We start from the raw sequence: 24,246 nt of genomic DNA on the forward strand, positions 1-24,246 counted from the left end.
CCGATGGTCGACCCCGAGTGCACTCTCCTGAGCCAAGTGGGGGATGGTAGAGACAGTCAGGGCACCTCGAAGATGAGGCACAACGTCGGTGAGGGAAGACGTGAGCGACAACTCTGTAGTACTGCGGTACGGCGACGGCGAGTACACCTACCCGGTGATCGACAGCACCGTCGGTGACAAGGGCTTCGACATCGGAAAGCTCCGCGCCCAGACCGGTCTGGTGACGCTGGACAGCGGTTACGGCAACACCGCCGCGTACAAATCCGCCATCACCTATCTGGACGGCGAAGCGGGCATCCTGCGGTATCGCGGCTACCCGATCGAGCAGCTGGCCGAGCGCTCCACCTTCCTGGAGGTCGCCTACCTGCTGATCAACGGCGAGCTGCCGACGGTCGACCAGCTCTCGGCGTTCAAGAACGACATCACGCAGCACACCCTGCTGCACGAGGACGTCAAGAACTTCTACAAGGGCTTCCCGCGCGACGCCCACCCGATGGCCATGCTGTCCTCGGTCGTCTCGGCGCTGTCCACGTTCTACCAGGACAGCCACAACCCGTTCGACGAGCGCCAGCGCAACCTCTCCACCATCCGCCTGCTCGCCAAGCTCCCGACGATCGCGGCGTACGCGTACAAGAAGTCGATCGGTCACCCGTTCGTCTACCCGCGCAACGACCTCGGTTACGTCGAGAACTTCCTCCGCATGACCTTCTCGGTCCCCGCGCAGGAGTACGAGCTGGACCCGACCGTGGTCTCCGCGCTCGACAAGCTGCTGATCCTGCACGCGGACCACGAGCAGAACTGCTCGACCTCCACGGTCCGCCTGGTCGGCTCCTCGCAGGCGAACATGTTCGCCTCGATCTCCGCCGGCATCAACGCCCTGTGGGGCCCCCTGCACGGCGGCGCCAACCAGTCCGTGCTGGAGATGCTGGAGGGCATCCGCGACTCCGGCGGCGACGTCGACTCCTTCATCCGCAAGGTGAAGAACAAGGAGGACGGCGTCCGCCTGATGGGCTTCGGCCACCGGGTCTACAAGAACTTCGACCCGCGCGCCAAGATCATCAAGGCCGCCGCGCACGACGTGCTGTCCGCCCTCGGCAAGTCCGACGAGCTGCTGGACATCGCGCTGAAGCTGGAGGAGCACGCGCTCTCCGACGACTACTTCGTCTCGCGCAGCCTCTACCCGAACGTCGACTTCTACACCGGCCTGATCTACCGGGCCATGGGCTTCCCGACCGAGATGTTCACGGTCCTGTTCGCCCTCGGCCGGCTGCCGGGCTGGATCGCCCAGTGGCACGAGATGATCAAGGAGCCGGGCTCCCGCATCGGCCGCCCGCGCCAGATCTACACGGGTGTGGTCGAGCGCGACTTCGTCCCCGTCGAGGAGCGCTGAGGCGCCGTACGCCGTACCGCTTCGGGCCCCCGTATCCGCGTGCCGGGTACGGGGGCTTTCCGCGTGCGCGAGCGGGCGCCGAAGGAGAAAAGAAGCGGAAGGAGAAAAAAAGAAGGCGCCCCGGAGCGCCGGTCCCCCCACGGGCCGACGACCAGGGCGCCTTCCCAGTCCCGGTTCGGATTCCCCCCACGGGATCCGGCCGGGCGTCTGTGAGGACAGCGCCTGAACCGCTGTTGAGCAGAACGAGCAAAAATCGCCGTGCTGCCGGTGGTGCGATCTGCCGGGACAGCGCACGTCCGGAAGGGCCGCTCAAAGCTTCCCGGTGTGCGTGCCCCGGCAACGCATCTCTGGAGAAGTCCCCCAAGACATCCCCAGATGCCAGTTCGCGCCCCCCAAGACGCTCCCTGACACCGTCAACTTAGACCTTCGAACCCCTTCGATGGTTACGTTCACATCACTGTGATCTGCGTCTCTTGCGTATGTCCGTTAGGTACGCAAGAGCCCGAATATGCCTCTCGGGGCTCAGCGTAAGGATGATGCGCGAGCCTTGTGAAGAGCTTATGTGAGCCGGGCTCAGGACTCCAGAGGGGCTCATATCACGTTCGCCGTGAACTTGGTGCGAATTCGGGTGACTTCACCGGAATGTCCGCAGTCGGAGGCTGTTCGTCACGACGAAGACGGACGAGAAGGCCATAGCGGCCCCCGCGATCATGGGGTTCAGCAGTCCGGCGGCGGCCAGCGGCAGCGCGGCGACGTTGTAGCCGAAGGCCCACACGAGGTTGCCCTTGATGGTGGCGAGCGTCCGGCGGGAGAGCCGGATCGCGTCCGCGGCCACCCGCAGGTCGCCGCGGACCAGCGTCAGATCGCCCGCCTCGATCGCCGCGTCCGTGCCGGTGCCCAGGGCCAGGCCCAGGTCGGCGGTGGCGAGGGCGGCGGCGTCGTTCACGCCGTCGCCGACCATGGCCACCACCCGCCCCTCGGCCTGCAGCTCCCGCACGGCCGCGACCTTGTCCTCCGGCAGGACCTCGGCGACCACGCGGTCGATCCCCACGCGCTCGGCGACGGCTTCGGCCACCACCCGGTTGTCCCCGGTCAGCAGCACCGGCGTCAGCCCCAGCGCCCGCAGGTCCCGCACCGCCTGCGCGCTGGTGTCCTTGACCGCGTCCGCCACGGCCAGCACGGCCCGGGCCGTCCCGTCCCAGCCCGCCAGTACGGCCGTGTGCCCGGCCCGCTCGGCCTCCTCCCGCGCGCGGGCCAGCTCCGGCGGCACGTCGTCGAAGAGCCGTCCCACGGCGACCGCACGGCCCTCCACGCGGCCGCGTACGCCCCGCCCGGGGACGTTGTGGAAGTCCGCGACCTCCGGGAGCCGTCCGGCCCGCTCCTCGGCGCCCAGGGCGATCGCGCGGGCGACGGGGTGCTCGGAGGCGTGCTCGACGGCCCCCGCGAGCCGCAGCACCTCCTTCTCGTCGGCGCCCTCGGCCAGGTGGACCTCCTGGAGGGTCATCCGGCCGGTGGTGACGGTGCCCGTCTTGTCCAGGACGACCGTGTCGATCCGGCGGGTGGACTCCAGCACCTCCGGGCCCTTGATGAGGATGCCGAGCTGGGCGCCCCGGCCCGTGCCGACCATCAGCGCGGTCGGGGTGGCCAGGCCCAGCGCGCACGGGCAGGCGATGATCAGCACCGCGACGGCCGCCGTGAACGCGGCGACACCGTCCCCGGTCAGCCCCAGCCACGTCCCGGCCGTGGCGGCCGCGACGAGCAGCACGGCCGGCACGAAGATCCCCGCGACCCGGTCGGCGAGCCGCTGCACCTCGGCCTTGCCGTTCTGCGCGTCCTCCACGAGCTTCGCCATCCGGGCGAGCTGCGTGTCGGCGCCGACCCGGGTCGCCTCGACGACGAGCCGGCCGCCCGCGTTGACCGTCGCGCCGGTGACCGTGTCCCCGGCCGCCACGTCCACCGGCACGGACTCGCCGGTCAGCATCGACACGTCCACGGCGGAGGCGCCCTCGACGACCCTGCCGTCGGTGGCGATCTTCTCGCCGGGCCGTACGACGAACCGGTCGCCGACGGCCAGCCGCCGCGCCGGGATCCGCGTCTCGCGCCCGTCCCGCAGGACGGTGACGTCCTTGGCGCCCAGTTCCATCAGGGCGCGCAGGGCCGCTCCGGCGCGGCGCTTGGAGCGGGCCTCGAGATAGCGGCCCAGCAGGATGAACGCCGTGACGCCGGAGGCGACCTCCAGGTAGATCGAGGAGGCGCCGTCGCCGCGCGAGACCGTGAGTTCGAAGGGGTGCCGCATGCCGGGCATGCCCGCGTCCCCGAGGAACAGCGCCCACAGGGACCAGCCGAACGCGGCCAGTGTGCCGAGGGAGACCAGCGTGTCCATGGTGGCGGTGCCGTGCCGGGCGTTCGTCCAGGCCGCACGGTGGAACGGGGCGCCGCCCCAGACGACGACCGGCGCGGCCAGCGTGAGGGAGAGCCACTGCCAGTGGTCGAACTGCAGGGCCGGGACCATGGCCAGCAGGACGACCGGGACGGCGAGGGCGGCGCAGACCAGCAGGCGGCGGCGCAGGGCCGACAGCTCGGGGTCCGGCTCCGCCGGGCCCTGCGCGGACTCCTCCTCGCGCGGGGGCGCGGGCTGCTCGGCGGTGTAGCCGGTCTTCACCACGGTGGCGATCAGGTCGGCGACCTCGACGCCCTCGGGGTAGGTGATCCGTGCCTTCGCCGTCGCGTAGTTGACCGTGGCGGTGACGCCGTCCATGCGGTTGAGCTTCTTCTCGACGCGGGCCGCGCAGGAGGCGCAGGTCATCCCGCCGATGAGCAACTCGACCTCGGCGACCGCGGACTCGGTGCCGGTCGGCGCCTGGGCGGTGGTGCTGGTCATGTCCTCACTCCAGGAGATGCGGGGCGCCCGGGAAGCGGAATGTGCCGCTCGGGCCGCATGGGCCGCTCGGGCCGGGCGGCGGCCGTACGGCCTGTACACGGGTACGAGTGCCGGGATCGGCGTGTCTCAGACCTGATGCGACACCGGGCCGGTGGGCCGGCCGGGCCGGTGGGCCGGCGGGCCGGTGGGCCGGCGGGCCGGTGGGCCGGCGGGCCGGTGGGCCGGCGGGCCGGTGGGCCGGCTGACCGACGTGCTGGGCGTGTCGACGGTTCGCCCGGCCGGGTGGGCCGGTGTACCGACAGTGCGACCGGGGTGGGTCGGCGGTGCGGGCGCGCTCGGCCGGGCCGGTCGGCCCTGTCGCTCAGGCCCGGCCGGCCAGTTCGAAACCGGCCTCGTCGACGGCGGCGCGGACGGCCTCCTCGTCGAGCGGGGCCGCGGAGACGACGGTGACCTCACCCGTGGAGGCGACGGCCGTCACCGAACTGACGCCGGGGAGCTGGGAGAGCTCGCCGGAGACGGCGCCCTCGCAGTGTCCGCAGCTCATGCCGCTCACCTTGTAGACGGTGGTGACGGGGCCCGTGGTGTCGGTCTGGGCGGTCATGTCGTTACTCCTCGTCGAGGCGTGTGGGGCCGTGGGGGCCCTGGAGGCTCCCCACCTCACCCCACTGTACCCCTAGGGGGTATCTGTTTCACGCCGCGCCCACCAGGCGGGCCGGCCGGGCCGGTTAGCGTCTGACTCCCGGGCCGGGCCGACGCCCCGTGCCCCGGGACACGACACGAACGGAAGGCGGGTGGGCCATGCGGGCCGTGGTGTTCGAGCGGTACGGGGAGGCGGCCGAGGTCCGGGAGGTCGCCGACCCGGGGCCCGCGGAGCACGGCGTGGTCGTCCGGGTCGAGGCCACCGGCCTGTGCCGCAGCGACTGGCACGGCTGGCAGGGGCACGACCCGGACATCACACTTCCGCACGTGCCCGGGCACGAACTGGCCGGTGTCGTCGAGGCGGTCGGTGCCCGGGTCGGCCGGTGGCGGCCCGGTGACCGGGTCACCGTGCCGTTCGTCTGCGCCTGCGGCAGCTGCCCGTCCTGCGCGGCCGGCGACCACCAGGTGTGCGAGCGCCAGACGCAGCCCGGCTTCACCCACTGGGGCTCCTTCGCCCAGTACGTCGCCCTCGACCACGCCGACGTGAATCTCGTGGCGCTGCCCGAGGGGATGTCCTTCGCCACGGCGGCCTCCCTCGGCTGCCGCTTCGCGACGGCGTACCGGGCGGTGGTGCAGCGGGGCCGGGTCGCCGCGGGGGAGTGGGCCGCGGTGCACGGCTGCGGAGGGGTGGGCCTGTCGGCGGTGATGATCGCGGCCGCCGCGGGCGCCCGGGTCGTGGCGGTGGACGTGTCACCCCGGGCCCTGGACCTGGCGCGGACGTTCGGGGCGGCGCACTGCGTCGACGCGACAGCCGTCGGCGACAGCGCGGCGGCGGTCCGTGACGTCACCGGCGGCGGCGCGCACCTCTCCCTCGACGCCCTCGGCGCACCCGCCACCTGCGCCGCCTCCGTCAACGGCCTGCGCCGCCGCGGCCGGCACGTCCAGGTCGGGCTGCTGCCCTCGCCGGACGGCACGACACCGGTGCCGATGGCCCGGGCGATCGCCCTGGAGCTCGAACTGCTCGGCAGTCACGGCATGGCCGCGCACAGCTACCCGCCGATGCTGGAGCTGGTCCGCAGCGGCGTGCTGCGGCCGGACCTGCTGGTGACGTCCACGATCCGGCTCGACGAGGCCCCGGCCGCGCTGGCGGCGATGGGGGCGGCGCCGGGAGCGGGGGCGACGGTCGTCGAGCCGTGGAGCTGAAGTCCCGCCGGCCCGCTCGTGGACCGGGCGGACGACCGTGCCCCACGCGACGGTGGGGCACGGCGTCGGGGGGTGGGGGCTCAGTCGGCTCTGCGGTTGCGGTTGCCGGGCCGGGAGGCGACCCAGGTCCGGACGGTGTCGGCGTACCAGTAGGGTTTGCCGCCCTCGACGTGGTCGGGCGGGGGCAGCAGGCCGTGTTTGCGGTAGGACCGCACGGTGTCCGGCTGCACCCGGATGTGTGCCGCGATCTCCTTGTAGGACCAGAGCCTTCGGTCGGTCATGACGTGCACCTCCCCGCGCGCACCACGGCGGCGGCCGGGGACGGCCGTCCGGGGGAGCCGGGCGCTGCGCTGGCGATCAACAAGCCTGTGTCCGGTCAACGACGTTCCGTGACACCGGGCAGACCCTGTGCGCGGGTGTGACGGAAGACCCGCGTACGCGCGACATGTGTGACAGGAAGGGGGTGTTTGTGACACAGCCGGGGCAAAGGCGTACGCCGGGGCGTCGGCGGGGCGCCTTGACGCGGCACCCGGGGACCGGGGGTTCAGTCGTCCAGCAGTCGCCAGGCCGTCAGCGCGAGACCGGCGCGCAGCGAACCGGCGGGCTCGGTGAGCTCGAAGCCCAGGGCCCTGCCGATCAGCTCCAGCCGCCGGGCCACGCTGCTGTGGTGCAGATGGAGCTCTTCGGCGGCCCGGCGCAGGGAGCCGGTGGCGCAGTAGGCCTCCAGGGTGCGGAGATCGTCGGGGGCGTCGGCGAGCCGGTCGAGGGCGGCCACGTCGGCGTTGGCCCGCACGGTGTCCCGGGGGACCTCGGCGAGCAGGGCCAGCGCCCCCAGGTCGGTGTGGGAGACCACCGGCCGGCGTGCGGTGGTGAAGCGCAGGGCGGTGCGGGCCTGCCGCCAGGAGACCTCGGGGCTCTCCGCGGTGCCGATGCCCGCGCGCACGCCGTCCGGGAGCGCGGTCCGGTCGACGGCCGCGGCCAGGACGACACCCACGTCGCCGAGCGGCGCGGCCTTCACCGGCCGGGCCGGGCAGAGCAGGCCACCGAGCCGGTCGAGCGGCATCCGCGACCGTACGGCGACGACCCGGACCGGCAGCTCCGGGGCGAAGCCCAGCAGCCGCAGCGCCCGGGCCCTGGCCGCCTCCTCGGTGCCGCGGCTGACGACGAGTTCGACGAGGGCGGGGTCGGCCATGGTGGTGCGGGCCGGGCCGTACCGTTCGACCACCGCCGCGGCGGCGATGGCGAACCGGTCCAGCAGCACCTCGTCGAGCGGGAGGGGCGGGCCGGGCCGCTCCAGCCAGACCGTGCCGATCTCCTCGTCGTCGAGGGTGATCGTCACGGTGCTGGAGGCGGGCGCGGGCGGTGCGGGCGGCTGCCCGCCGCCGGGGGAGCAGCGGATCGACCGCCCCGTGCCGTGCAGGCGGATCCCGGACACGCACTCCGCCAGACCCGCCGACGCCCGGGCCAGGGCCGGCAGGTCGACCCGGCGGCGCATCAGCGTGTCGTAGAACATCACGACGCGGATCGCGCCCTCGACCTGGGCGTCCAGCTGCGACAGTCGTACGGCCAGTGCCTCCATGGCGCGAGGATATGCGCCGTTCGGTGCTCAACGGAGCCTGTATGCCCGACGGTTGGCGGATGCTGCGGGGATCGGCCGACGGTGAGGATGGCCGCATGGACCCTGAACTCGAGGCATTCGTACCGCTGTTCCCCCGTGCCGATCTGACCGATCCGGTCGTCGAGCGCGAGAACTTCGCCGCGCTGGCCGCCGCGGTGCCGGCACCGGACACCTCCTCCATGGAGGTCGAGGACCACACCGTGCCCGGCGAGCCGGACGTGCCGGTCCGCGTCTACCGCCCGCACCGGGCAACGGGCGCCGTCGTCTGGCTGCACGGCGGGGGATTCGTGATGGGCGATTTGGACACCGAACACCCCTGGGCCGCCCGGCTCGCCGCCGCCTCGGACGCGGTGGTGATCTCGGTGGGCTACCGCGTGGCTCCCGAGCACCCCTTCCCGGCCGCGCTCGACGACGCGTACACCGTGCTGGCCTGGGCCGCCGGCCACGCGGACCGACTCGGGGCCGGCCCCGGGCGGATCGCCGTCGGCGGGCACAGCGCCGGCGGCGGCCTGGCGGCGGCCCTGGCACTGCGGGCGCGCGACCGGCAGGGGCCGCCGATCCGCCTCCAGCTGCTCAACCAGCCCCAGCTCGACGACCGGCAGGAGACCTGGTCGCAGCGGAACTTCACCGACACGCCCTGGATGAACCGCGACAAGGTCGCCGCGTCCTGGCGGCACTACCTGGGCGGGTCGCCCGCCACCGCCGAAGCGGCCCCGGCCCGGGCCGCCGACCTCGCCGGACTGCCGCCCGCCTACGTGGCCACCGCGGAGCTGTGCCCGAACCGCGACGAGGACATCGCCTACGGCGTGCGGCTGCTCCAGGCCGGCGTGCCGGTGGAGCTGCACCAGTGGCCCGGCACCTTCCACGGCTCCCAGGCGATCCTCTCCGCCGAGGTCTCACAGCGGCAGATCGCCGAACTCGCCGCGGCCCTGCGCCGCGCCCTGGCCGAGTGAACGCGGCCGTACCCGTGTCCCGGAACACCGGAAAGGACCTCACGACCATGACGCTCGCGCCCTTCGGCCTCTTCACCTCGTTCCTCCGCCTCGGCGACGGCGGCGAGGTGCGCGTGGAGGAACCCGCGTTCGACCCCGAGCAGGACTCCTGGCAGGTGATGACCTTCCACGTGGAGACCGACGAAGACGTCCACGGCGACCACTGGGAGATCCACACCGAGGCCGACGAGGTCGTCTCCTGCCTCACCGGCGGCATCCGCCTCTGCCTGCGCCCCGAGCGGCCGGGGGAGAAGGAGGAGGAGGCCGGCCTGGCCCCGGGGACCGCCGTGGTCGTGCCGCGCGGCCGCTGGCACCGCATCGCGCTGGACGCGCCCAGCGACATCATGTCCATCACCCTGCCCCGCGGCAGCCGCCTGGAGAGGCGGACGGAGGCGTAGTTCTGGTCAGTATGTCCGGACAAAACATTGACAGGGCTTCGGGAAGGGGGCTACAAAGCCGGGAGAGCCGAGTACCGAGGGGACACCGATGGCGTACGACCTGATCACCATGGGGCGGATCGGAGTGGATCTGTATCCGCTGCAGACGGGCGTCCCGCTGCCGCAGGTCACCTCCTTCGGCAAGTTCCTCGGCGGCTCGGCCGCCAACGTCGCGGTCGCCGCGGCCCGCCTCGGACGGCGGACCGCGGTGATCACCCGCACCGGCGACGACCCCTTCGGCACCTACCTGCACGAGGCCCTGAAGGGCTTCGGCGTGGACGACCGGTGGGTCACCGCCGTCCCCGGCCCGCCCACCCCGGTCACCTTCTGCGAGATCTTCCCGCCGGACGACTTCCCCCTGTACTTCTACCGGCAGCCCAAGGCCCCCGACCTGGAGATCGACGCCCACGAGCTGGATCTCGACGCCATCCGCGACGCCCGCGTCTTCTGGATCACCGGCACCGGCCTGAGCGAGGAGCCCAGCCGCACGGCGACCCTCGCCGCCCTCGCCCACCGCGCCAAGGCCGGCCCGACGGTCTTCGACCTCGACTGGCGCCCCATGTTCTGGACCGCCCCGGAGGCCGCCCGCCCCTTCTACGAGGAGGCCCTGCGCCACACCACCGTCGCGGTCGGCAACCTCGACGAGGTGGAGGTCGCCACCGGCGTGCGCGAACCGCACGCCGCCGCCCGCGCCCTGCTGGACGCCGGTGTCGAACTGGCCGTGGTCAAGCAGGGCCCCAAGGGTGTCCTGGCGGTGAACCGCGCCGGGGAGAGCGCCGAGGTCCCGCCGCTGCCCGTGGACGTCCTCAACGGCCTGGGCGCCGGCGACGCCTTCGGCGGGTCCCTGGTCCACGGCCTGCTGGCCGGCTGGGACCTGGAGAAGACCATGCGGCACGCCAACGCCGCCGGAGCCATCGTGGCCTCCCGCCTGGAGTGCTCCTCCGCGATGCCCACCCCGGACGAGATCGAGGCGGCCGTCACCGCGGGGGCCGTCACGTGAGCGTCGACGTCTCCGAACTCGTCCGCCTGCGCAGCCGCCACCCGGAGGCGATCGCCGAGGCCGCCGCCCGCCGCACCCGCCGGCCGCTGCTGAACGACACCGGCCGGCTGATGATCGTCGCCGCCGACCACCCGGCCCGCGGCGCCCTCGGCGCCGGCGGCCGCGGCCTCGCCATGGCCAACCGCGCCGACCTCCTCGCACGCCTGTGCCTGGCCCTCTCGCGCCCGGGCGTGGACGGCGTCCTCGCCACCGCCGACATCCTCGACGACCTGCTGCTGCTCGGCGCGCTGGACGGCAAGGTCGTCATGGGCTCGATGAACCGCGGCGGCCTGCAGGGCGCCCGCTTCGAACTCGACGACCGCTTCACCGGCCACCGGCCCGAGGACATCGAGCGCCTCGGCTTCGACGCGGGCAAGCTGCTGCTGCGCATCGACTACGACGACCCGGGCTCACTCACCACACTGGAGTCCGCCGCCCGGGCCGTGGACGCCATGGCCGCCCGCGGGCTGCCCGTGTTCGTCGAGCCGTTCATCAGCCGCCGCGACGCGTCGGGCCGGCTGCGCAACGACCTGTCCGCCGAGGCCGTCACCCGGTCGATCGCCATCGCCTCGGGCCTGGGCGGCAGCTCCGCCTACACCTGGCTGAAGGTTCCGGTCACCGACAACCCCGACGACATGGCCGAGGTCATGGCGACCTCCACGCTGCCCGCCGTACTGCTCGGCGGCGAGGTCGGGGGCTCCGCCGAGGAGCAGGCCGGGGCGTACGAGAAGTGGCGCGGCGCCCTCCAACTGCCCACCGTGTGCGGGTTGGTGGTGGGCCGCTCGTTGCTGTACCCGGCGGACGGCGACGTGGCCGCCGCCGTGGACACCGCCGTAGGACTGCTGTGAGGGCCGCTTGATGACCAGTGAGCTGTACGTCCCCAAGGGCACCACCACCGACGTGAACTACGTCCTGGACATCGACCCCAAGCGGGCCGGCTGGACGCACAGCAGCCTGCGGATCGTGGAGCTCCCACCGGACGGCACGCACACCTTCACCACCGGCGACAGCGAGTGGATCGTCCTGCCGTTGCGGGGCGGTTGCACGGTGCGCGTGGAAGACGAGGAGTTCCCCCTCTCGGGCCGCCGGGACGTGTTCGCGTCGGTCACCGACTTCGCGTACGCGCCCCGGGACGCCCGGGTCCAGATCGCCTCCGGCGCGGGAGGCCGCTTTGCTTTGGCAGGAGCGAAGTGCGAGCGACAACTCCCCGCCCGCTACGGCCCCGCGCCGGAGGTCCCCGTCGAGGAACGCGGCAGCGGCACCTGCCTGCGCCGCGTCCGCAACTTCGCCTCCGCCGACGCCTTCGAGTGCGACAAGCTCATCGCCGTCGAGGTGATCACGCCCGGCGGCAACTGGTCCTCCTACCCGCCGCACAAGCACGACGAGCACCGGCCCGGCGAGGAGTCGGAGCTGGAGGAGATCTACTACTTCGAGATCGACGGCCCGAACGGTTTCGGCTACCAGCGCGTATTCCCCTCGCGTGAGGGCGGATCCGACGTCCTCACCGAGGTCCGCTCCGGCGACGCCGTCCTCGTCCCCGACGGCTGGCACGGCCCGTCGATCGCCCAGCCCGGCCACGACATGTACTACCTGAACGTCATGGCCGGTCCGGGGGAGACGCGGGAGTGGCGGATCTGCTTCCACCCGGACCACGTAACGGAGGGGTACCGATGACCGTCCGCCTGACCGTCGCGCAAGCGCTGGTCCGCTTCCTCGCCGCGCAGCACACCGAACGCGACGGCGTACGGCAGCGGCTCATCGGCGCCACCTGGGGCATCTTCGGCCACGGCAACGTCGCCGGACTCGGCCAGGCGCTGCTGGAGCACGCCGAGCGGATGCCGTTCCACCAGGGCCGCAACGAACAGGCCATGGTGCACGCGGCGGTCGGCTACGCCCGCCAGTCGAACCGCCTCTCCACCCACGCGGTGACGACCTCCATCGGCCCGGGCGCCACCAACCTGGTCACCGGCGCCGCCCTCGCCACCATCAACCACCTGCCGGTGCTGCTCCTGCCCGGCGACGTCTTCGCCACCCGCCCCGCCGACCCGGTCCTGCAGCAGCTCGAAGTGCCGTACGCCGGTGACGTGTCGGTCAACGACTGCCTGCGCCCGGTGTCGAGGTACTTCGACCGGATCACCCGCCCCGAGGCCCTGGTCCCCTCGGCGCTGCACGCGATGCGCGTGCTGACCGACCCCGTCGAGACCGGCGCCGTCACGCTCGCCCTGCCGCAGGACGTGCAGGCCGAGGCGTACGACTGGCCGGAGGACTTCTTCGCCGAGCGCGTCTGGACCGTCCGGCGCCCCGGCGCCGACCCGACGGAGCTCGTGGACGCCGTGCGCACCGTCCGGGCGGCCAAGCGGCCCCTGGTCGTCGCGGGCGGCGGTGTCCACCACAGCCGCGCCGAGGAGGCGCTCGCCGAGTTCGCCGAGACCACCGGCATCCCGGTCGCCTCCACGCAGGCCGGCAAGGGCTCGCTGCGCCACGACCACCCCCAGGACGTCGGCGGCATCGGCCACACCGGCACGGCCACGGCGGACGAACTGGCCCGCACCGCCGATCTGGTGATCGGCGTCGGCACCCGCTACACCGACTTCACCACCGCCTCCGGCACCCTCTTCGCGAACCCGGACGTGCGGTTCCTGAACCTCAACATCGCCCCCTTCGACGGCCACAAGCTCGCCGGGCAGCCCCTGGTCGCGGACGCCCGCAGCGGCCTTCAGGAGCTCACCGAAGCCCTGCGCCTGCACGCGTACCGGGTCGCCGGCGCCTACGCCACCGAGTACACCGAGGACAAGGAGCGCTGGGAGCAGCGCGTCGACGCCTGCTACGAGGTGGACGAACCGGACACCCGCCCCACCCAGCCCCAGGTCCTCGGCGCCCTGGACGCCCTCGTCGACGGGTCGGACATCCTGATCAACGCGGCCGGCTCCCTCCCCGGCGACCTGCACAAGCTCTGGCGGACCCGGTCCCGCGACCAGTACCACCTGGAGTACGGCTACTCCTGCATGGGCTACGAGATCCCGGCCGCCATCGGCGTGAAGCTGGCCGCGCCGGACCGGCCGGTGTGGGCGCTGGTGGGCGACGGCACGTACCTGATGATGCCGACGGAGATCGTCACGGCCGTCCAGGAGGGCGTCGCGATCAAGGTCCTGATCATCCAGAACCACGGCTACGCCTCCATCGGCGGCCTGTCCGAGTCCGTGGGCGGCGAGCGCTTCGGCACCGCCTACCGCTACCCGGCCGAGGACGGCTCGTACACCGGCCCGCCGCTGCCCGTCGACCTCGCCGCCAACGCGGCCAGCCTCGGCATGCGCGTGCTGCGCGCCAAGACCGTGCGGGACCTGCGCGAGGCCCTCGCCGAGGCCCGGGCCGCCGACACTCCCACATGTGTCTACGTGGAGACCCAAACGGCAGACACAGTGTCGGGCGCGCCTCCCGCCCAGGCCTGGTGGGATGTACCCGTGGCCGAGACCGCGACACGGCCGTCCGCGGTCAAGGCACGCGAGCTGTACGAACGGCACGTCTCCACCCGACGCCGCCATCTGTGAAGGAGTTCCCGGCCATGACGAAGATCGTCAACCACTGGATCGGCGGCAAGACCGTCGAAGGCGCCTCGGGCACGCACGGGCCGGTGACCAACCCGGCGACCGGCGAGGTCACGACGAAGGTCGCGTTCGCCTCGGTCGACGAGGTGGACGCGGCGGTCGCGGCCGCGAAGGAGGCCTTCGCCACCTGGGGCCAGTCCTCCCTGGCCCAGCGCACGTCCATCCTCTTCAGGTTCCGGGCGCTGCTCGACGCCCACCGCGACGAGATCGCCGGGCTGATCACCGCCGAGCACGGCAAGGTCCACTCCGACGCCCTCGGCGAGGTCGCCCGCGGCCTGGAGATCGTGGACCTGGCCTGCGGCATCAGCGTGCAGCTGAAGGGCGAGCTGTCCACGCAGGTGGCGAGCCGTGTCGACGTCTCCTCGATCCGCCAGCCGCTCGGCGTGGTCGCGGGCATCACGCCGTTCAACTTCCCGGCGATGGTGCCGATGTGGATGTTCCCCATCGCCATCGCCTGCGGCAACACGTTCGTGCTGAAGCCGTCCGAGAAGGACCCGTCGGCCTCGGTCCGCCTGGCCGAACTGCTGGCGGAAGCCGGTCTGCCCGACGGCGTCTTCAACGTCGTCCACGGCGACAAGGTGGCCGTGGACCGCCTGCTGGAGCACCCGGACGTCAAGGCCGTCTCCTTCGTCGGCTCGACCCCCATCGCCCGCTACATCCACACCACCGCCTCCGCCAACGGCAAGCGCGTCCAGGCGCTCGGCGGCGCCAAGAACCACATGCTGGTCCTGCCGGACGCCGACCTCGACGCGGCCGCCGACGCCGCCGTCTCGGCCGCCTACGGCTCCGCCGGCGAGCGCTGCATGGCCATCTCCGCGGTCGTCGCGGTCGGCGCCATCGGCGACGAACTGGTGGAGAAGATCCGCGAGCGCGCCGAGAAGATCAAGATCGGCCCCGGCGACGACCCGGCCTCCGAGATGGGCCCGCTCATCACCAAGGTCCACCGCGACAAGGTCGCCTCCTACGTCGAGGGCGCGGCCGCCGAGGGCTGCGAGGTCGTCCTGGACGGCACCGGCTACACCGTCGACGGCTTCGAGGACGGCCACTGGATCGGCATCTCGCTGCTGGACAAGGTGCCCACGTCCGCCAAGGCCTACCAGGACGAGATCTTCGGCCCGGTCCTGTGCGTGCTGCGCACGGAGACCTACGAGGAGGCCCTGGACCTGATCAACGCCTCGCCGTTCGGCAACGGCACCGCGATCTTCACGCGGGACGGCGGCGCGGCCCGCCGCTTCCAGCTGGAGGTCGAGGCAGGCATGGTCGGCGTGAACGTGCCGATCCCGGTCCCCGTGGGCTACCACTCCTTCGGCGGCTGGAAGGACTCGCTCTTCGGCGACCACCACATCTACGGCAACGACGGCACGCACTTCTACACCCGCGGCAAGGTCGTCACCACCCGCTGGCCGGACCCGGCCGACGCCCCGGCGGGCGTGGACCTGGGCTTCCCGCGCAACCACTGACACCCGGCACCCGGGGCCGTCCGCATCGCGGACGGCCCCATTTTTTTGCGCGGCCGCCCTGCGGTTCCCGCACCCGCCAGGCCCGTGGCGCAGAAGCCCTGATGCAACGCTAACGCGCGAATGAACTCTCATGTGCTGCGGATTTCGTAGGTGAACAGCCATTGACGTGATGGTTTCCGTCGATGTTGCATCCCTCACGTGACCGACACCCTCACCCCTGTCGAGGCCGCCGTCGCGCAGGCGGCGGGCGGCCCCAAGAAGCTGAAGCGCTCCATCGGAGTCGTCGGCGGCACCCTCCTCACCCTCTCCTGCGTGACCCCGGCCTCCACGCTGTTCGTGGTCGTCCCCGACCTGTTCGGCTCGCTCGGCACGGCCACCGCCCTGACGATCGCCATCGGCTCCCTGCTCTGCGTCGCCGTGGCGTTCTGCTACTCGGAGCTGGGCACCCTCGTCCCCAGCGCCGGCGGCGAGTACGCCATGGTCTCGACCCTGGCCGGACGCCTCGCCGGCTGGCTGGTCTTCGTGCTGTCCCTGCTGGTCGTGATGATCGTCCCGCCGGTCATCGCGATGGGCACGGCCGACTACCTCGCCCCGTTGGTCCACCTCGACCCGTCCTGGACCGGCGCCTCGGTGATGCTCCTCGCGACCCTCGCCGGCCTGCTCGACCTGCGGGCCAACGCCTGGATCACCGGCGTCTTCCTGGTCCTGGAGGTCATCGCGGCGGCGGTCGTGGCGGTCCTGGGCTTCGCGCACGCCGAGCGCGGCGCCGGCAGCCTGGTCTCGATGCGGGTGGCGGGCCCGGACGGCGGCCCCGACACGGTGACGGCCCTCCTGGTCGTCTCCGGCCTCGCGATCGCCCTGTTCGTCACGCAGGGCTTCTCGACGGCGGTCTACCTCTCCGAGGAACTGGAGAACCCCCGCCGCTCGGTGGCCCGAACCGTCCTGGCCACCCTCGCCATCTCGGCCGTGATCATCCTGGTCCCGGTGGCGGCCATCACCCTCGGCGCCCCCGACCTGGCCGCCCTCACCGGCGGGGACATCTCCACCATGGTCACCGCCTGGTCCAACTCGGCCGTGGGCACGTTCGTCAGCCTCTGCGTGGCCCTGGCGATCATCAACGCCGGGATCGTCATGGTCATCCAGAACTCCCGCGTCCTGTTCGCCTCGGCCCGCGACAAGGCCTGGCCCACCCCGGTCAACACCCTCTTCTCCCGCCTCGGCCGCTTCGGCTCGCCCTGGGTCTCCACCCTCGCGGTCGGCGTCCCCGGCGCGGCCCTGTGCTTCGTGAACCTGGACACCCTGTACGGCGTCACGGGCGTCTCGGTGACCGGCATGTACCTGCTGGTCGCCGTCGCCGCCCTGCTCTCCCGCCGCGGAGCACACCGCCACACCCCGGCCTGGCGCATGCCCCTGTGGCCCGCGGCCCCGCTCCTGCTGATCGTGGTCCTGGTCTACATCCTGACGCAGCAGGAGCCGGCGTACCTGCTCTGGACCGGCGGCATGACGGCGGCGGCCACCCTGTACTGGGCCCTGTACCTCCGCCCGCGCCCGGAGACCCGCTGGCTGGTGTCGGTACCGGAGGAGTGAGGAGACGCCCCCAAGGGGCGCGGGGAACTGTGCGAACACCCCCACGCACCCGCACCCGGCGGATCACCGCACCCCCCGAGCCCGCCCCCGTACACCACCCGCAGTACGCCGAACACCCCGTGTACACCCCTGGAAGGCCCCGCACTTCGGTCTCCGGTCGACAACTCATCGACAGGTTCACCCCGTACCGTTGACGCATGGATCTTCGACTGCCCGGACTGAACGGGCTGCTTCGGAGGCCCCGGAGGCTCCTGGCCGCCGGGGCCGCCGTCGTCGTGCTCGCGGGCGCGGGCACGTACACGGCCGTCGCCGGCGACGAAGCGCCCCCGGTGCACCGCACGGACCGCCTCCTGGACACCCGGGACGGCGTCCGCGTCGACACCTCCTTCTTCACCTCCACAGGGGACGGCCGCCGCCCCGCGGTCCTGCTCGGGCACGGCTTCGGCGGCAGCAAGAAGGACGTCCGGCAGCAGGCCGAGGACCTCGCCCGGGACGGCTACGCGGTCCTGACCTGGTCCGCGCGCGGGTTCGGCAGGTCGACCGGGAAGATCGGCCTGAACGACCCCGAGGGCGAGGTCGCCGACGTCTCGAAGCTGATCGACTGGCTCGCCACGCAGCCCCAGGTCGAGCTCGACGAGAAGGGCGACCCCCGCGTCGGCATGGCCGGCGGCTCCTACGGCGGCGCCATCGCCCTGCTCACCGCGGGCCACGACCGGCGCGTGGACGCGATAGCCCCGGCGATCACGTACTGGAACCTCGCCGACGCCCTCTTCCCGAACGGCGTGTTCAAGAAGCTGTGGGCGGGCATCTTCGTCAACTCCGGCGGCGGCTGCGAGAAGTTCGAGCCCGCGCTGTGCCGGATGTACAAGCGGGTCGCCGAGTCGGGCACGCCCGACGCCGAGGCCCGCGCGCTGCTGGAGCAGCGCTCGCCGTCCGCGGTCGGCAAGGACATCAAGGTGCCGACGCTGTTGCTGCAGGGCCAGTCCGACTCGCTCTTCCCGCTCGGCCAGGCCGACCAGGCGGCGAGGACCATCAGTGCCAACGGCGCCCCCGTCGACGTCGACTGGATAGCCGGCGGCCACGACGGCGGTGACCTGGAGACCGGCCGGGTCCAGGACCGCGTGAAGACCTGGTTCGACCGCTACCTGAAGGACGACGAGGGCGTCGACACCGGCCCCGCCTTCCGCGTCACCCGCACCCTCGGCACGGGCTCCGGCGACGGCGAACCCCGCCTGGCCGGCGTCACCTCGGACCGCTACCCGGGCCTGGGGAGCAAGCAGACCTCCCTCCCCCTGACCGGCCGCGAGCAGAGCTTCGCCAACCCGCCCGGCGCCAGCCCGCCCGGCGTCTCCGCCCTGCCCGGCCTCGGCGGCGCGGGCGGCCTGAGCCAGCTCTCCAGCCTCGGCATCGGCGTCTCCCTCGACTTCCCCGGCCAGTTCGCCGCGTTCGAGTCGGCGCCGCGGCGCGAGGACCTCCAGATCACCGGCTCGCCCACCGCGACCGTCCACGTGAAGTCCACCAGCGACGACGCCGTGCTCTTCGCGAAGCTCTACGACGTCGGACCCGGCGGCGGCGCCCGGCAGGTGCTGCCCTCCCAGCTCGTCACACCCGTCCGCGTCGAGGGCGCCAAGGCGGGCAAGGACGTCCGCATCACCCTCCCGGCGATCGACCACGAGATCGACGACGGCCACCGCCTGCGCCTGGTCCTCGCCTCCACCGACCTCGGCTACGCCTCCCCGGCCGCCCCGGCGACCTACACCGTCTCCCTCAAGGGCGACCTCAAGGTGCCCTCCGCCCTCGGACAGCGCGACAGCCGGGGCGCGCTGCCCGCGTGGGTGTGGTGGCTGCCCCTGGCCGGCGCCGCGACCGCCCTGGCCCTGATCGTCACGGGACGCCGCCGCACGGCCGCCCCCGCCCCGCCGGACCCGGCCCTCGCCGAGGTCCCCCTCCAGATCACCGGCCTGACCAAGCGCTACGCGAAGGCATCGGACCGGTACGCGGTCAAGGACCTCTCCTTCCGCGTGGAGAAGGGCCAGGTGCTCGGCCTGCTCGGCCCCAACGGCGCCGGCAAGACCACCACCCTGCGCATGCTGATGGGCCTCATCACGCCCGACGGCGGCGAGATCCGCGTCTTCGGCCACGCCATCGCCCCCGGCGCCCCGGTGCTCTCCCGCGTCGGCGCCTTCGTCGAGGGCGCCGGATTCCTGCCGCACCTGTCCGGCCGCGAGAACCTGGAGCTGTACTGGCGCGCCACCGGCCGCCCCGCCGAGGACGCGCACCTGGCGGAGGCCCTGGAGATCGCGGGCCTGGGCGACGCCCTCGCCCGCGCCGTGCGCACCTACTCCCAGGGCATGCGCCAGCGCCTCGCCATCGCCCAGGCCATGCTCGGCCTGCCGGACCTGCTCATCCTCGACGAACCGACCAACGGCCTCGACCCGCCCCAGATCCGCGAGATGCGCGAGGTGATGATCCGCTACGCCGCCGCCGGCCGCACGGTCATCGTCTCCAGCCACCTCCTGTCCGAGGTGGAGCAGACCTGCACCCACCTGGTCGTGATGGACCACGGGCAGCTCGTCCAGGCGGGCCCGGTCGCCGAGATCGTCGGCTCGGGCGACACGCTCCTGGTGGGCACGGCCGCGCCCGTGGACGAGCCGGTCGCGGAGAAGGTCGCCGCCCTGCCGGGCGTCGCCTCGGCCGTGCGCGCCGACGAGGGCCTGCTGGTCCGGCTCGACGCCGACGGCACCCCGCAGCGCCTGGTCGCCGACCTCGTGCGGCTGGACGTGGCCGTCACGTCGGTCGGCCCGCACCGCCGCCTGGAGGACGCCTTCCTCACCCTGATCGGAGCCGAAGCATGAGCACGCTCGCCGAGCCGCCCGCCGAGGTCGCCGACGGCTACCGCGCGGGCCGCACCCTGCCCTTCCGCGTCGAGCTGGCCCGGCAGCTGAAGCGGCGCCGCACGATGGTCATGGGCGGCGTCCTGTTCGCCCTGCCGGTCATCCTGCTGATCGCCTTCCAGGTCGGCGGCGACCCGGGCGGCGGCAACACCCGCGTCAACCTCATGGACACGGCGACCGCGTCCGGGGCGAACTTCGCCGCGGTCAACCTCTTCTCCGCCGCCGGCTTCCTGCTCGTCATCCCCGTCGCCCTGTTCTGCGGCGACACGGTCGCCTCGGAGGCCGGCTGGTCGTCCCTGCGCTACCTGCTCGCGGCCCCCGTGCCCCGGGCCCGGCTGCTGTGGTCCAAGCTCGCCGTCGGACTCACCCTGAGCTTCGCCGCGATGGTCCTGCTCCCGGTCGTCGCCCTCGCCGTCGGCACGGCCGCCTACGGCTGGGGCCCGCTCCAGCTCCCCACCGGCGGCAGCCTGTCCACCGGCACGGCGGCCCAGCGCATCCTGATCGTCATCGCGTACATCATGGTGTCCCAACTGGTCACCGCCGCCCTCGCGTTCTGGCTGTCCACCCGCACGGACGCCCCGCTCGGCGCGGTCGGGGGCGCGGTGTTCCTCACCATCATCGGCAGCGTCCTGGACGAGGTGACGGCCCTCGGCGACTGGCGCGACTTCCTGCCCGCGCACTGGCAGTACGCCTGGCTCGACGCCGTCCGGCCGCAACTGGAGTGGTCGGACATGATCCAGGGCGCCTCCATCTCGGTAACGTACGCGCTGGTGCTGTTCGCCCTGGCCTTCCGGGGTTTCGCCCGCAAGGACATCGTCTCCTAGGTCACCGGAGGATCACCCACCGGTCTCGGCGGGCCGTCCCCGTGGCCGCTTCGAGACGCTTCCGCAACGCCCCGTGCCGCACGTTCGGGCCCCCTGCCCCGTCACAGTCGCAAGAAGCCGACGTCAACGGACGCAGGGGGTAAGGACGATGGACCGTTTCCGGACACGACGACTGCTGCTCGCCCTCACGGCGGCGAGCGGACTGCTGCTCACCGCGTGCAGCGGGAGCGGAGACGCCGGCGACGTCGGCAAGGCAGCCGACCGCCCCGGGTACGGCGCGGGCGAACCGGCACCCGCCCACGGCGACGAGGACGGCACGAGCGAGCGGGACGACGTCCGCGAAGACCCCGGCCACCTCTCCACCTTCGCCCTCGACGTGGACACCGCCTCCTACGACTACGCCCGCCGCGCCCTCGCCGACGGCCGGCTGCCCGACCCCTCGACCGTCCGCCCCGAGGAGTTCGTCAACAGCTTCCGCCAGGACTACGAACGGCCCGGCGGCGACGGCTTCTCGGTGACCGTCGACGGCGCCCGCACCGACGACGGGGACTGGTCCCTGGTCCGCGTCGGCCTCGCCACCCGTGCCACCGGACGCACCGGCGAACGCCCGCCCGCCGCCCTCACCTTCGTGCTCGACGTCTCCGGCTCCATGGCCGAACCGGGCCGCCTGGACCTCGCGAAGAAGTCCCTGTCCGTGATGACGGACCGGCTGCGCGACGACGACTCGGTCGCGCTGGTCACCTTCAGCGACGAGGCCGAGACCGTCCTGCCCATGACCCGCCTGGGCGGCGACCGCGACGAGGTGAAGGACGCCATCGACGACCTGGACGTCCAGAACTCCACCAACCTCGGCGCCGGCGTCGAGACCGGCTACGAGACGGCCGTGGAGGGCCTGCGCGAGGGCGCCACCAACCGGGTCGTGCTGGTCTCCGACGCCCTCGCCAACACCGGCGACACCGACGCCGGCACGATCCTGGAGAAGATCGAGGGCGAACGCCGCGAGCACGGCATCACCCTCTTCGGCGTCGGCGTCGGCAGCGACTACGGCGACGCCCTCATGGAACGCCTCGCCGACCAGGGCGACGGACACACCGTCTACGTGTCCGACGAGGACGAGGCCCGCGAGGTCTTCTGCGAGGAACTCCCGCGCCACGTCGACCTCACCGCCCGCGACGCCAAGGCCCAGGTGGCCTTCGACCCGGAGACGGTCGAGGAGTTCCGGCTGATCGGCTACGACAACCGCCGGGTCGCCGACGAGGACTTCCGCGACGACCGCGTCGACGGCGGCGAGGTCGGCCCCGGCCACACCGTCACCGCGCTGTACGCCGTGCGCACCGGACCCGGCGCCGAGGGCCACCTCGCCACCGCCACGGTCCGCTGGCTCGACCCCGCCACCCGCGCCCCGCACGAGGAGACCGGCGACCTGGAGACCGGCGCCCTGGACGACTCCGTCTGGAGCGCGAACCGGGGTCTGAGGACCGCCGCCACGGCCGCCTACTTCGCCGGCGCCCTCGGCTACGACGGGCCCTCCGTGCCGGGTGCCCCACGTCTCGGCGAACTGGCCGAGCGCGCCGACGACTTGGCGGACCGCACGGAGGACGAGGAGCTCCGCCGTCTGGCCGAGGCGATCGACACCGCACGCCGCCTGACCTGACCCCGGCCCATTGACCTATCCTTACGCGCGAGTAAGTTTACTACGCAGTAAGTAAGTACGGCAGCACGTCAGCCCCATCCGCGACCGGGAGCCGTCATGGGCGTACGCAAGGATCTGAAACGGGCGAAGCAGCGCACCGACCTGGCGCTCCGCACGAGGGCCGAGACCGTGCGGGACGAACGCGGCGTCGTCCGCGAGGCCCGTGTGGCGCCCCTCGTCCCCAGCCCGGCGACCGGCAGCATCGCCGACATCCCGTACACCAACGCGGCCGAGGCCCCCGAGGCCGTGGTGCTGCGCCGCGAACGCCACGGCAGCTGGCAGCCCGTCACGGCGGCGGCCTTCGCCCGGGAGGTCACCGCCGTGGCCAAGGGCCTGATCGCGGCCGGCGTCGAACCGGGCGGCCGTGTCGCGGTGATGTCCCGCACCCGCTACGAGTGGACGGTCCTGGACTTCGCGATCTGGTCCGCCGGCGGCCAGAGCGTCCCGGTCTACCCCACGTCCTCGGCCGACCAGGCCGAGTGGATCGTCCGCGACTCGGGCGCCCGCCACGTGGTCACCGAGACCGCCGCCAACGCCGGGACGGTCCTGACCGCCACGGCCGCCCACCCCGAGCCCCCGCGCGTCTGGCAGCTCGACGGCGGCGCCCTCGACGACCTCACCGCCCTCGGCCGGGACGTGTCGGACGAAGAGGTCACCAAGCGCCGCGCCGCCCTGACCCCCGACACGACCGCGACCCTGTGCTACACCTCCGGCACCACCGGCCGCCCCAAGGGCTGCGTCCTCACCCACGCCAACCTGCACGCCGAGGCCGCCAGCACCGTCGAGTTGCTGCACCCCATGTTCAAGGAGGTCACCGGCGAGACGGCCTCGACGCTCCTCTTCCTGCCGCTCGCCCACATCCTCGGCCGGACCCTGCAGATCGCCTGCCTGATGGGCCGCATCGAGGTGGGCCACTGCCCGAGCATCAAGCCGGACGAACTCCGCCCGGCCCTGCGCGCGTTCCGCCCGACCTTCCTGGTCGGCGTGCCGTACCTCTTCGAGAAGATCCACGACACCGGCCGCGCCACCGCCGAGAAGCTCGGGCGCGGTGCCTCCTTCGACCGCGCGCACCGCGTCGCCGTCCGCTTCGGCGAGGCCCACATGAACGAGTTCCTGGGCCGCGGCAAGGGACCGGGCCCGGGCCTGCGCGCCGCCCACGCCCTGTACGACCTGCTGGTCTACCGCCGCATCCGCAAGGAACTCGGCGGCCGCCTGCGCTACGCCATCAGCGGCGGCAGCCCCCTGGACCGCGAACTCAACCTCTTCTTCTACGCGGCCGGCATCCTGATCTACGAGGGGTACGGCCTCACCGAGACGACCGCCGCCGCCACCATCGTCCCGCCCCTGGCGCCCCGCCCCGGCACGGTCGGCCTGCCGGTCCCGGGCACCGCCGTCCGCATCGCCGACGACGGCGAGGTCCTCATCAGGGGCGGCATCGTCTTCACCGCCTACTGGAACAACCCGGCCGCGACCGGCGAGGTCCTGGACGACGGCTGGTTCGCCACCGGCGACCTCGGCTCCCTCGACGAGGACGGCTACCTCACCATCACCGGCCGCAAGAAGGACATCCTCGTCACCACCGGCGGCAAGAACGTCTCCCCGGCCGTCCTGGAGGACCGCCTGCGCAGCCGCCCGCCCGTCGGCCAGTGCCTCGTCGTCGGCGACAACCGCCCCTACGTCGCCGCCCTGATCACCCTCGACCCCGACGCCCTCGCCCACTGGCTCGCGGTCCGCAAACGGCCCGCCGGCACCCCGCTGTCCGAGCTCGTCCACGACGAGGACCTGCGCGCCGACGTCCAGAAGGCCGTGGACCACGCCAACGAGGCCGTCTCACGCGCCGAGTCGATCCGCGCCTTCGCCCTCGTCGAGGGGGACTTCACCGAGGAGAACGGACTGCTCACTCCGTCCCTGAAGGTAAAACGGCAGGCGGCGACGGCCGCGTACGCGAAGGAGATCGAGGCGCTGTACGGCACCGGCCGGTAAC

At 72.9% G+C, this 24,246-nt stretch carries 18 protein-coding genes; 14 read left to right on the forward strand and 4 right to left on the reverse strand.

Annotated features, from left to right (window positions below; genetic code table 11):
* Positions 1 to 100 precede the first annotated feature (100 nt).
* Complete coding sequence (locus AC07DA_RS30820; protein ID WP_362274997.1) at positions 101 to 1,390, forward strand: citrate synthase; 1,290 nt, start codon at positions 101 to 103, stop codon at positions 1,388 to 1,390.
* Between the two features lie 634 nt (positions 1,391 to 2,024).
* On the opposite strand, the gene AC07DA_RS30825 is transcribed toward AC07DA_RS30820, so the two are convergent.
* Both AC07DA_RS30825 and AC07DA_RS30830 read right to left on the reverse strand, forming a co-directional pair.
* Positions 2,025 to 4,271 carry a heavy metal translocating P-type ATPase gene (locus AC07DA_RS30825; protein WP_479131528.1) on the reverse strand — a complete coding sequence of 749 codons (2,247 nt, stop codon included), beginning with the start codon at positions 4,269 to 4,271 and terminating at the stop codon, positions 2,025 to 2,027.
* 361 nt (positions 4,272 to 4,632) lie between these two features.
* Positions 4,633 to 4,872, reverse strand: coding sequence for a heavy-metal-associated domain-containing protein (locus tag AC07DA_RS30830; protein WP_479131529.1), 240 nt, complete (start codon positions 4,870 to 4,872; stop codon positions 4,633 to 4,635).
* Between the two features lie 197 nt (positions 4,873 to 5,069).
* Between AC07DA_RS30830 and AC07DA_RS30835 the strand changes: the two genes are divergently transcribed.
* Positions 5,070 to 6,113 carry a zinc-dependent alcohol dehydrogenase family protein gene (locus AC07DA_RS30835; protein ID WP_479131531.1) on the forward strand — a complete coding sequence of 348 codons (1,044 nt, stop codon included), beginning with the start codon at positions 5,070 to 5,072 and terminating at the stop codon, positions 6,111 to 6,113.
* Between the two features lie 80 nt (positions 6,114 to 6,193).
* On the opposite strand, the gene AC07DA_RS30840 is transcribed toward AC07DA_RS30835, so the two are convergent.
* Positions 6,194 to 6,394, reverse strand: coding sequence for a helix-turn-helix transcriptional regulator (locus AC07DA_RS30840; RefSeq protein WP_479131532.1), 201 nt, complete (start codon positions 6,392 to 6,394; stop codon positions 6,194 to 6,196).
* 263 nt (positions 6,395 to 6,657) lie between these two features.
* The gene (locus AC07DA_RS30845; RefSeq protein ID WP_479131533.1) at positions 6,658 to 7,692 is read right to left on the reverse strand and encodes a helix-turn-helix domain-containing protein; all 1,035 of its coding nucleotides are present in this window, start codon (positions 7,690 to 7,692) and stop codon (positions 6,658 to 6,660) included.
* Positions 7,693 to 7,787: 95 nt separating this feature from the next.
* On the opposite strand from AC07DA_RS30845, the gene AC07DA_RS30850 reads away from it, so the two are divergent.
* The 12 genes from AC07DA_RS30850 (at position 7,788) to AC07DA_RS30905 (ending at position 24,245) form a co-directional block, all read left to right on the forward strand.
* Positions 7,788 to 8,684 (forward strand): alpha/beta hydrolase, encoded by an 897-nt coding sequence (locus tag AC07DA_RS30850; protein WP_479131534.1) that lies wholly within the window; start codon positions 7,788 to 7,790, stop codon positions 8,682 to 8,684.
* A gap of 47 nt (positions 8,685 to 8,731) precedes the next feature.
* Positions 8,732 to 9,121: a cupin domain-containing protein gene (locus AC07DA_RS30855; RefSeq protein ID WP_479131535.1), complete on the forward strand. Its 390-nt coding sequence runs from the start codon at positions 8,732 to 8,734 to the stop codon at positions 9,119 to 9,121.
* 88 nt (positions 9,122 to 9,209) lie between these two features.
* On the forward strand, positions 9,210 to 10,160 hold the full coding sequence (gene iolC / locus AC07DA_RS30860) for a 5-dehydro-2-deoxygluconokinase (protein ID WP_479131536.1): 951 nt from the start codon (positions 9,210 to 9,212) through the stop codon (positions 10,158 to 10,160).
* A complete protein-coding gene (locus tag AC07DA_RS30865) occupies positions 10,157 to 11,047 on the forward strand; it encodes a Cgl0159 family (beta/alpha)8-fold protein (protein WP_479131537.1) in 891 nt (296 codons plus the stop codon). Before iolC ends, AC07DA_RS30865 begins: the two co-directional genes overlap by 4 nt.
* Positions 11,048 to 11,057: 10 nt before the next feature.
* Positions 11,058 to 11,873 (forward strand): 5-deoxy-glucuronate isomerase, encoded by an 816-nt coding sequence (gene iolB / locus AC07DA_RS30870; protein WP_479131538.1) that lies wholly within the window; start codon positions 11,058 to 11,060, stop codon positions 11,871 to 11,873.
* Complete coding sequence (iolD, locus tag AC07DA_RS30875; protein WP_479131539.1) at positions 11,870 to 13,747, forward strand: 3D-(3,5/4)-trihydroxycyclohexane-1,2-dione acylhydrolase (decyclizing); 1,878 nt, start codon at positions 11,870 to 11,872, stop codon at positions 13,745 to 13,747. The genes iolB and iolD overlap by 4 nt, the downstream gene beginning before the upstream one ends.
* A gap of 14 nt (positions 13,748 to 13,761) precedes the next feature.
* Positions 13,762 to 15,264, forward strand: coding sequence for a CoA-acylating methylmalonate-semialdehyde dehydrogenase (gene mmsA, locus AC07DA_RS30880; RefSeq protein WP_479131540.1), 1,503 nt, complete (start codon positions 13,762 to 13,764; stop codon positions 15,262 to 15,264).
* A gap of 198 nt (positions 15,265 to 15,462) precedes the next feature.
* A complete protein-coding gene (locus AC07DA_RS30885; RefSeq protein WP_479131541.1) occupies positions 15,463 to 16,851 on the forward strand; it encodes an APC family permease in 1,389 nt (462 codons plus the stop codon).
* A gap of 197 nt (positions 16,852 to 17,048) precedes the next feature.
* Entirely contained in the window at positions 17,049 to 19,706 is a 2,658-nt protein-coding gene (locus AC07DA_RS30890) for a CocE/NonD family hydrolase (protein ID WP_479131542.1), read from the forward strand.
* On the forward strand, positions 19,703 to 20,569 hold the full coding sequence (locus tag AC07DA_RS30895; protein ID WP_479131543.1) for an ABC transporter permease: 867 nt from the start codon (positions 19,703 to 19,705) through the stop codon (positions 20,567 to 20,569). The genes AC07DA_RS30890 and AC07DA_RS30895 overlap by 4 nt, the downstream gene beginning before the upstream one ends.
* A gap of 148 nt (positions 20,570 to 20,717) precedes the next feature.
* Positions 20,718 to 22,223, forward strand: a complete 1,506-nt coding sequence (locus tag AC07DA_RS30900; RefSeq protein WP_479131544.1) for a vWA domain-containing protein — start codon at positions 20,718 to 20,720, stop codon at positions 22,221 to 22,223.
* Positions 22,224 to 22,319: 96 nt separating this feature from the next.
* Entirely contained in the window at positions 22,320 to 24,245 is a 1,926-nt protein-coding gene (locus AC07DA_RS30905; protein WP_479131545.1) for an AMP-dependent synthetase/ligase, read from the forward strand.
* The last annotated feature ends 1 nt before the right edge of the window (position 24,246 follow it).

It is taken from the genome of Streptomyces sp. NPDC044921 (assembly GCF_056432865.1).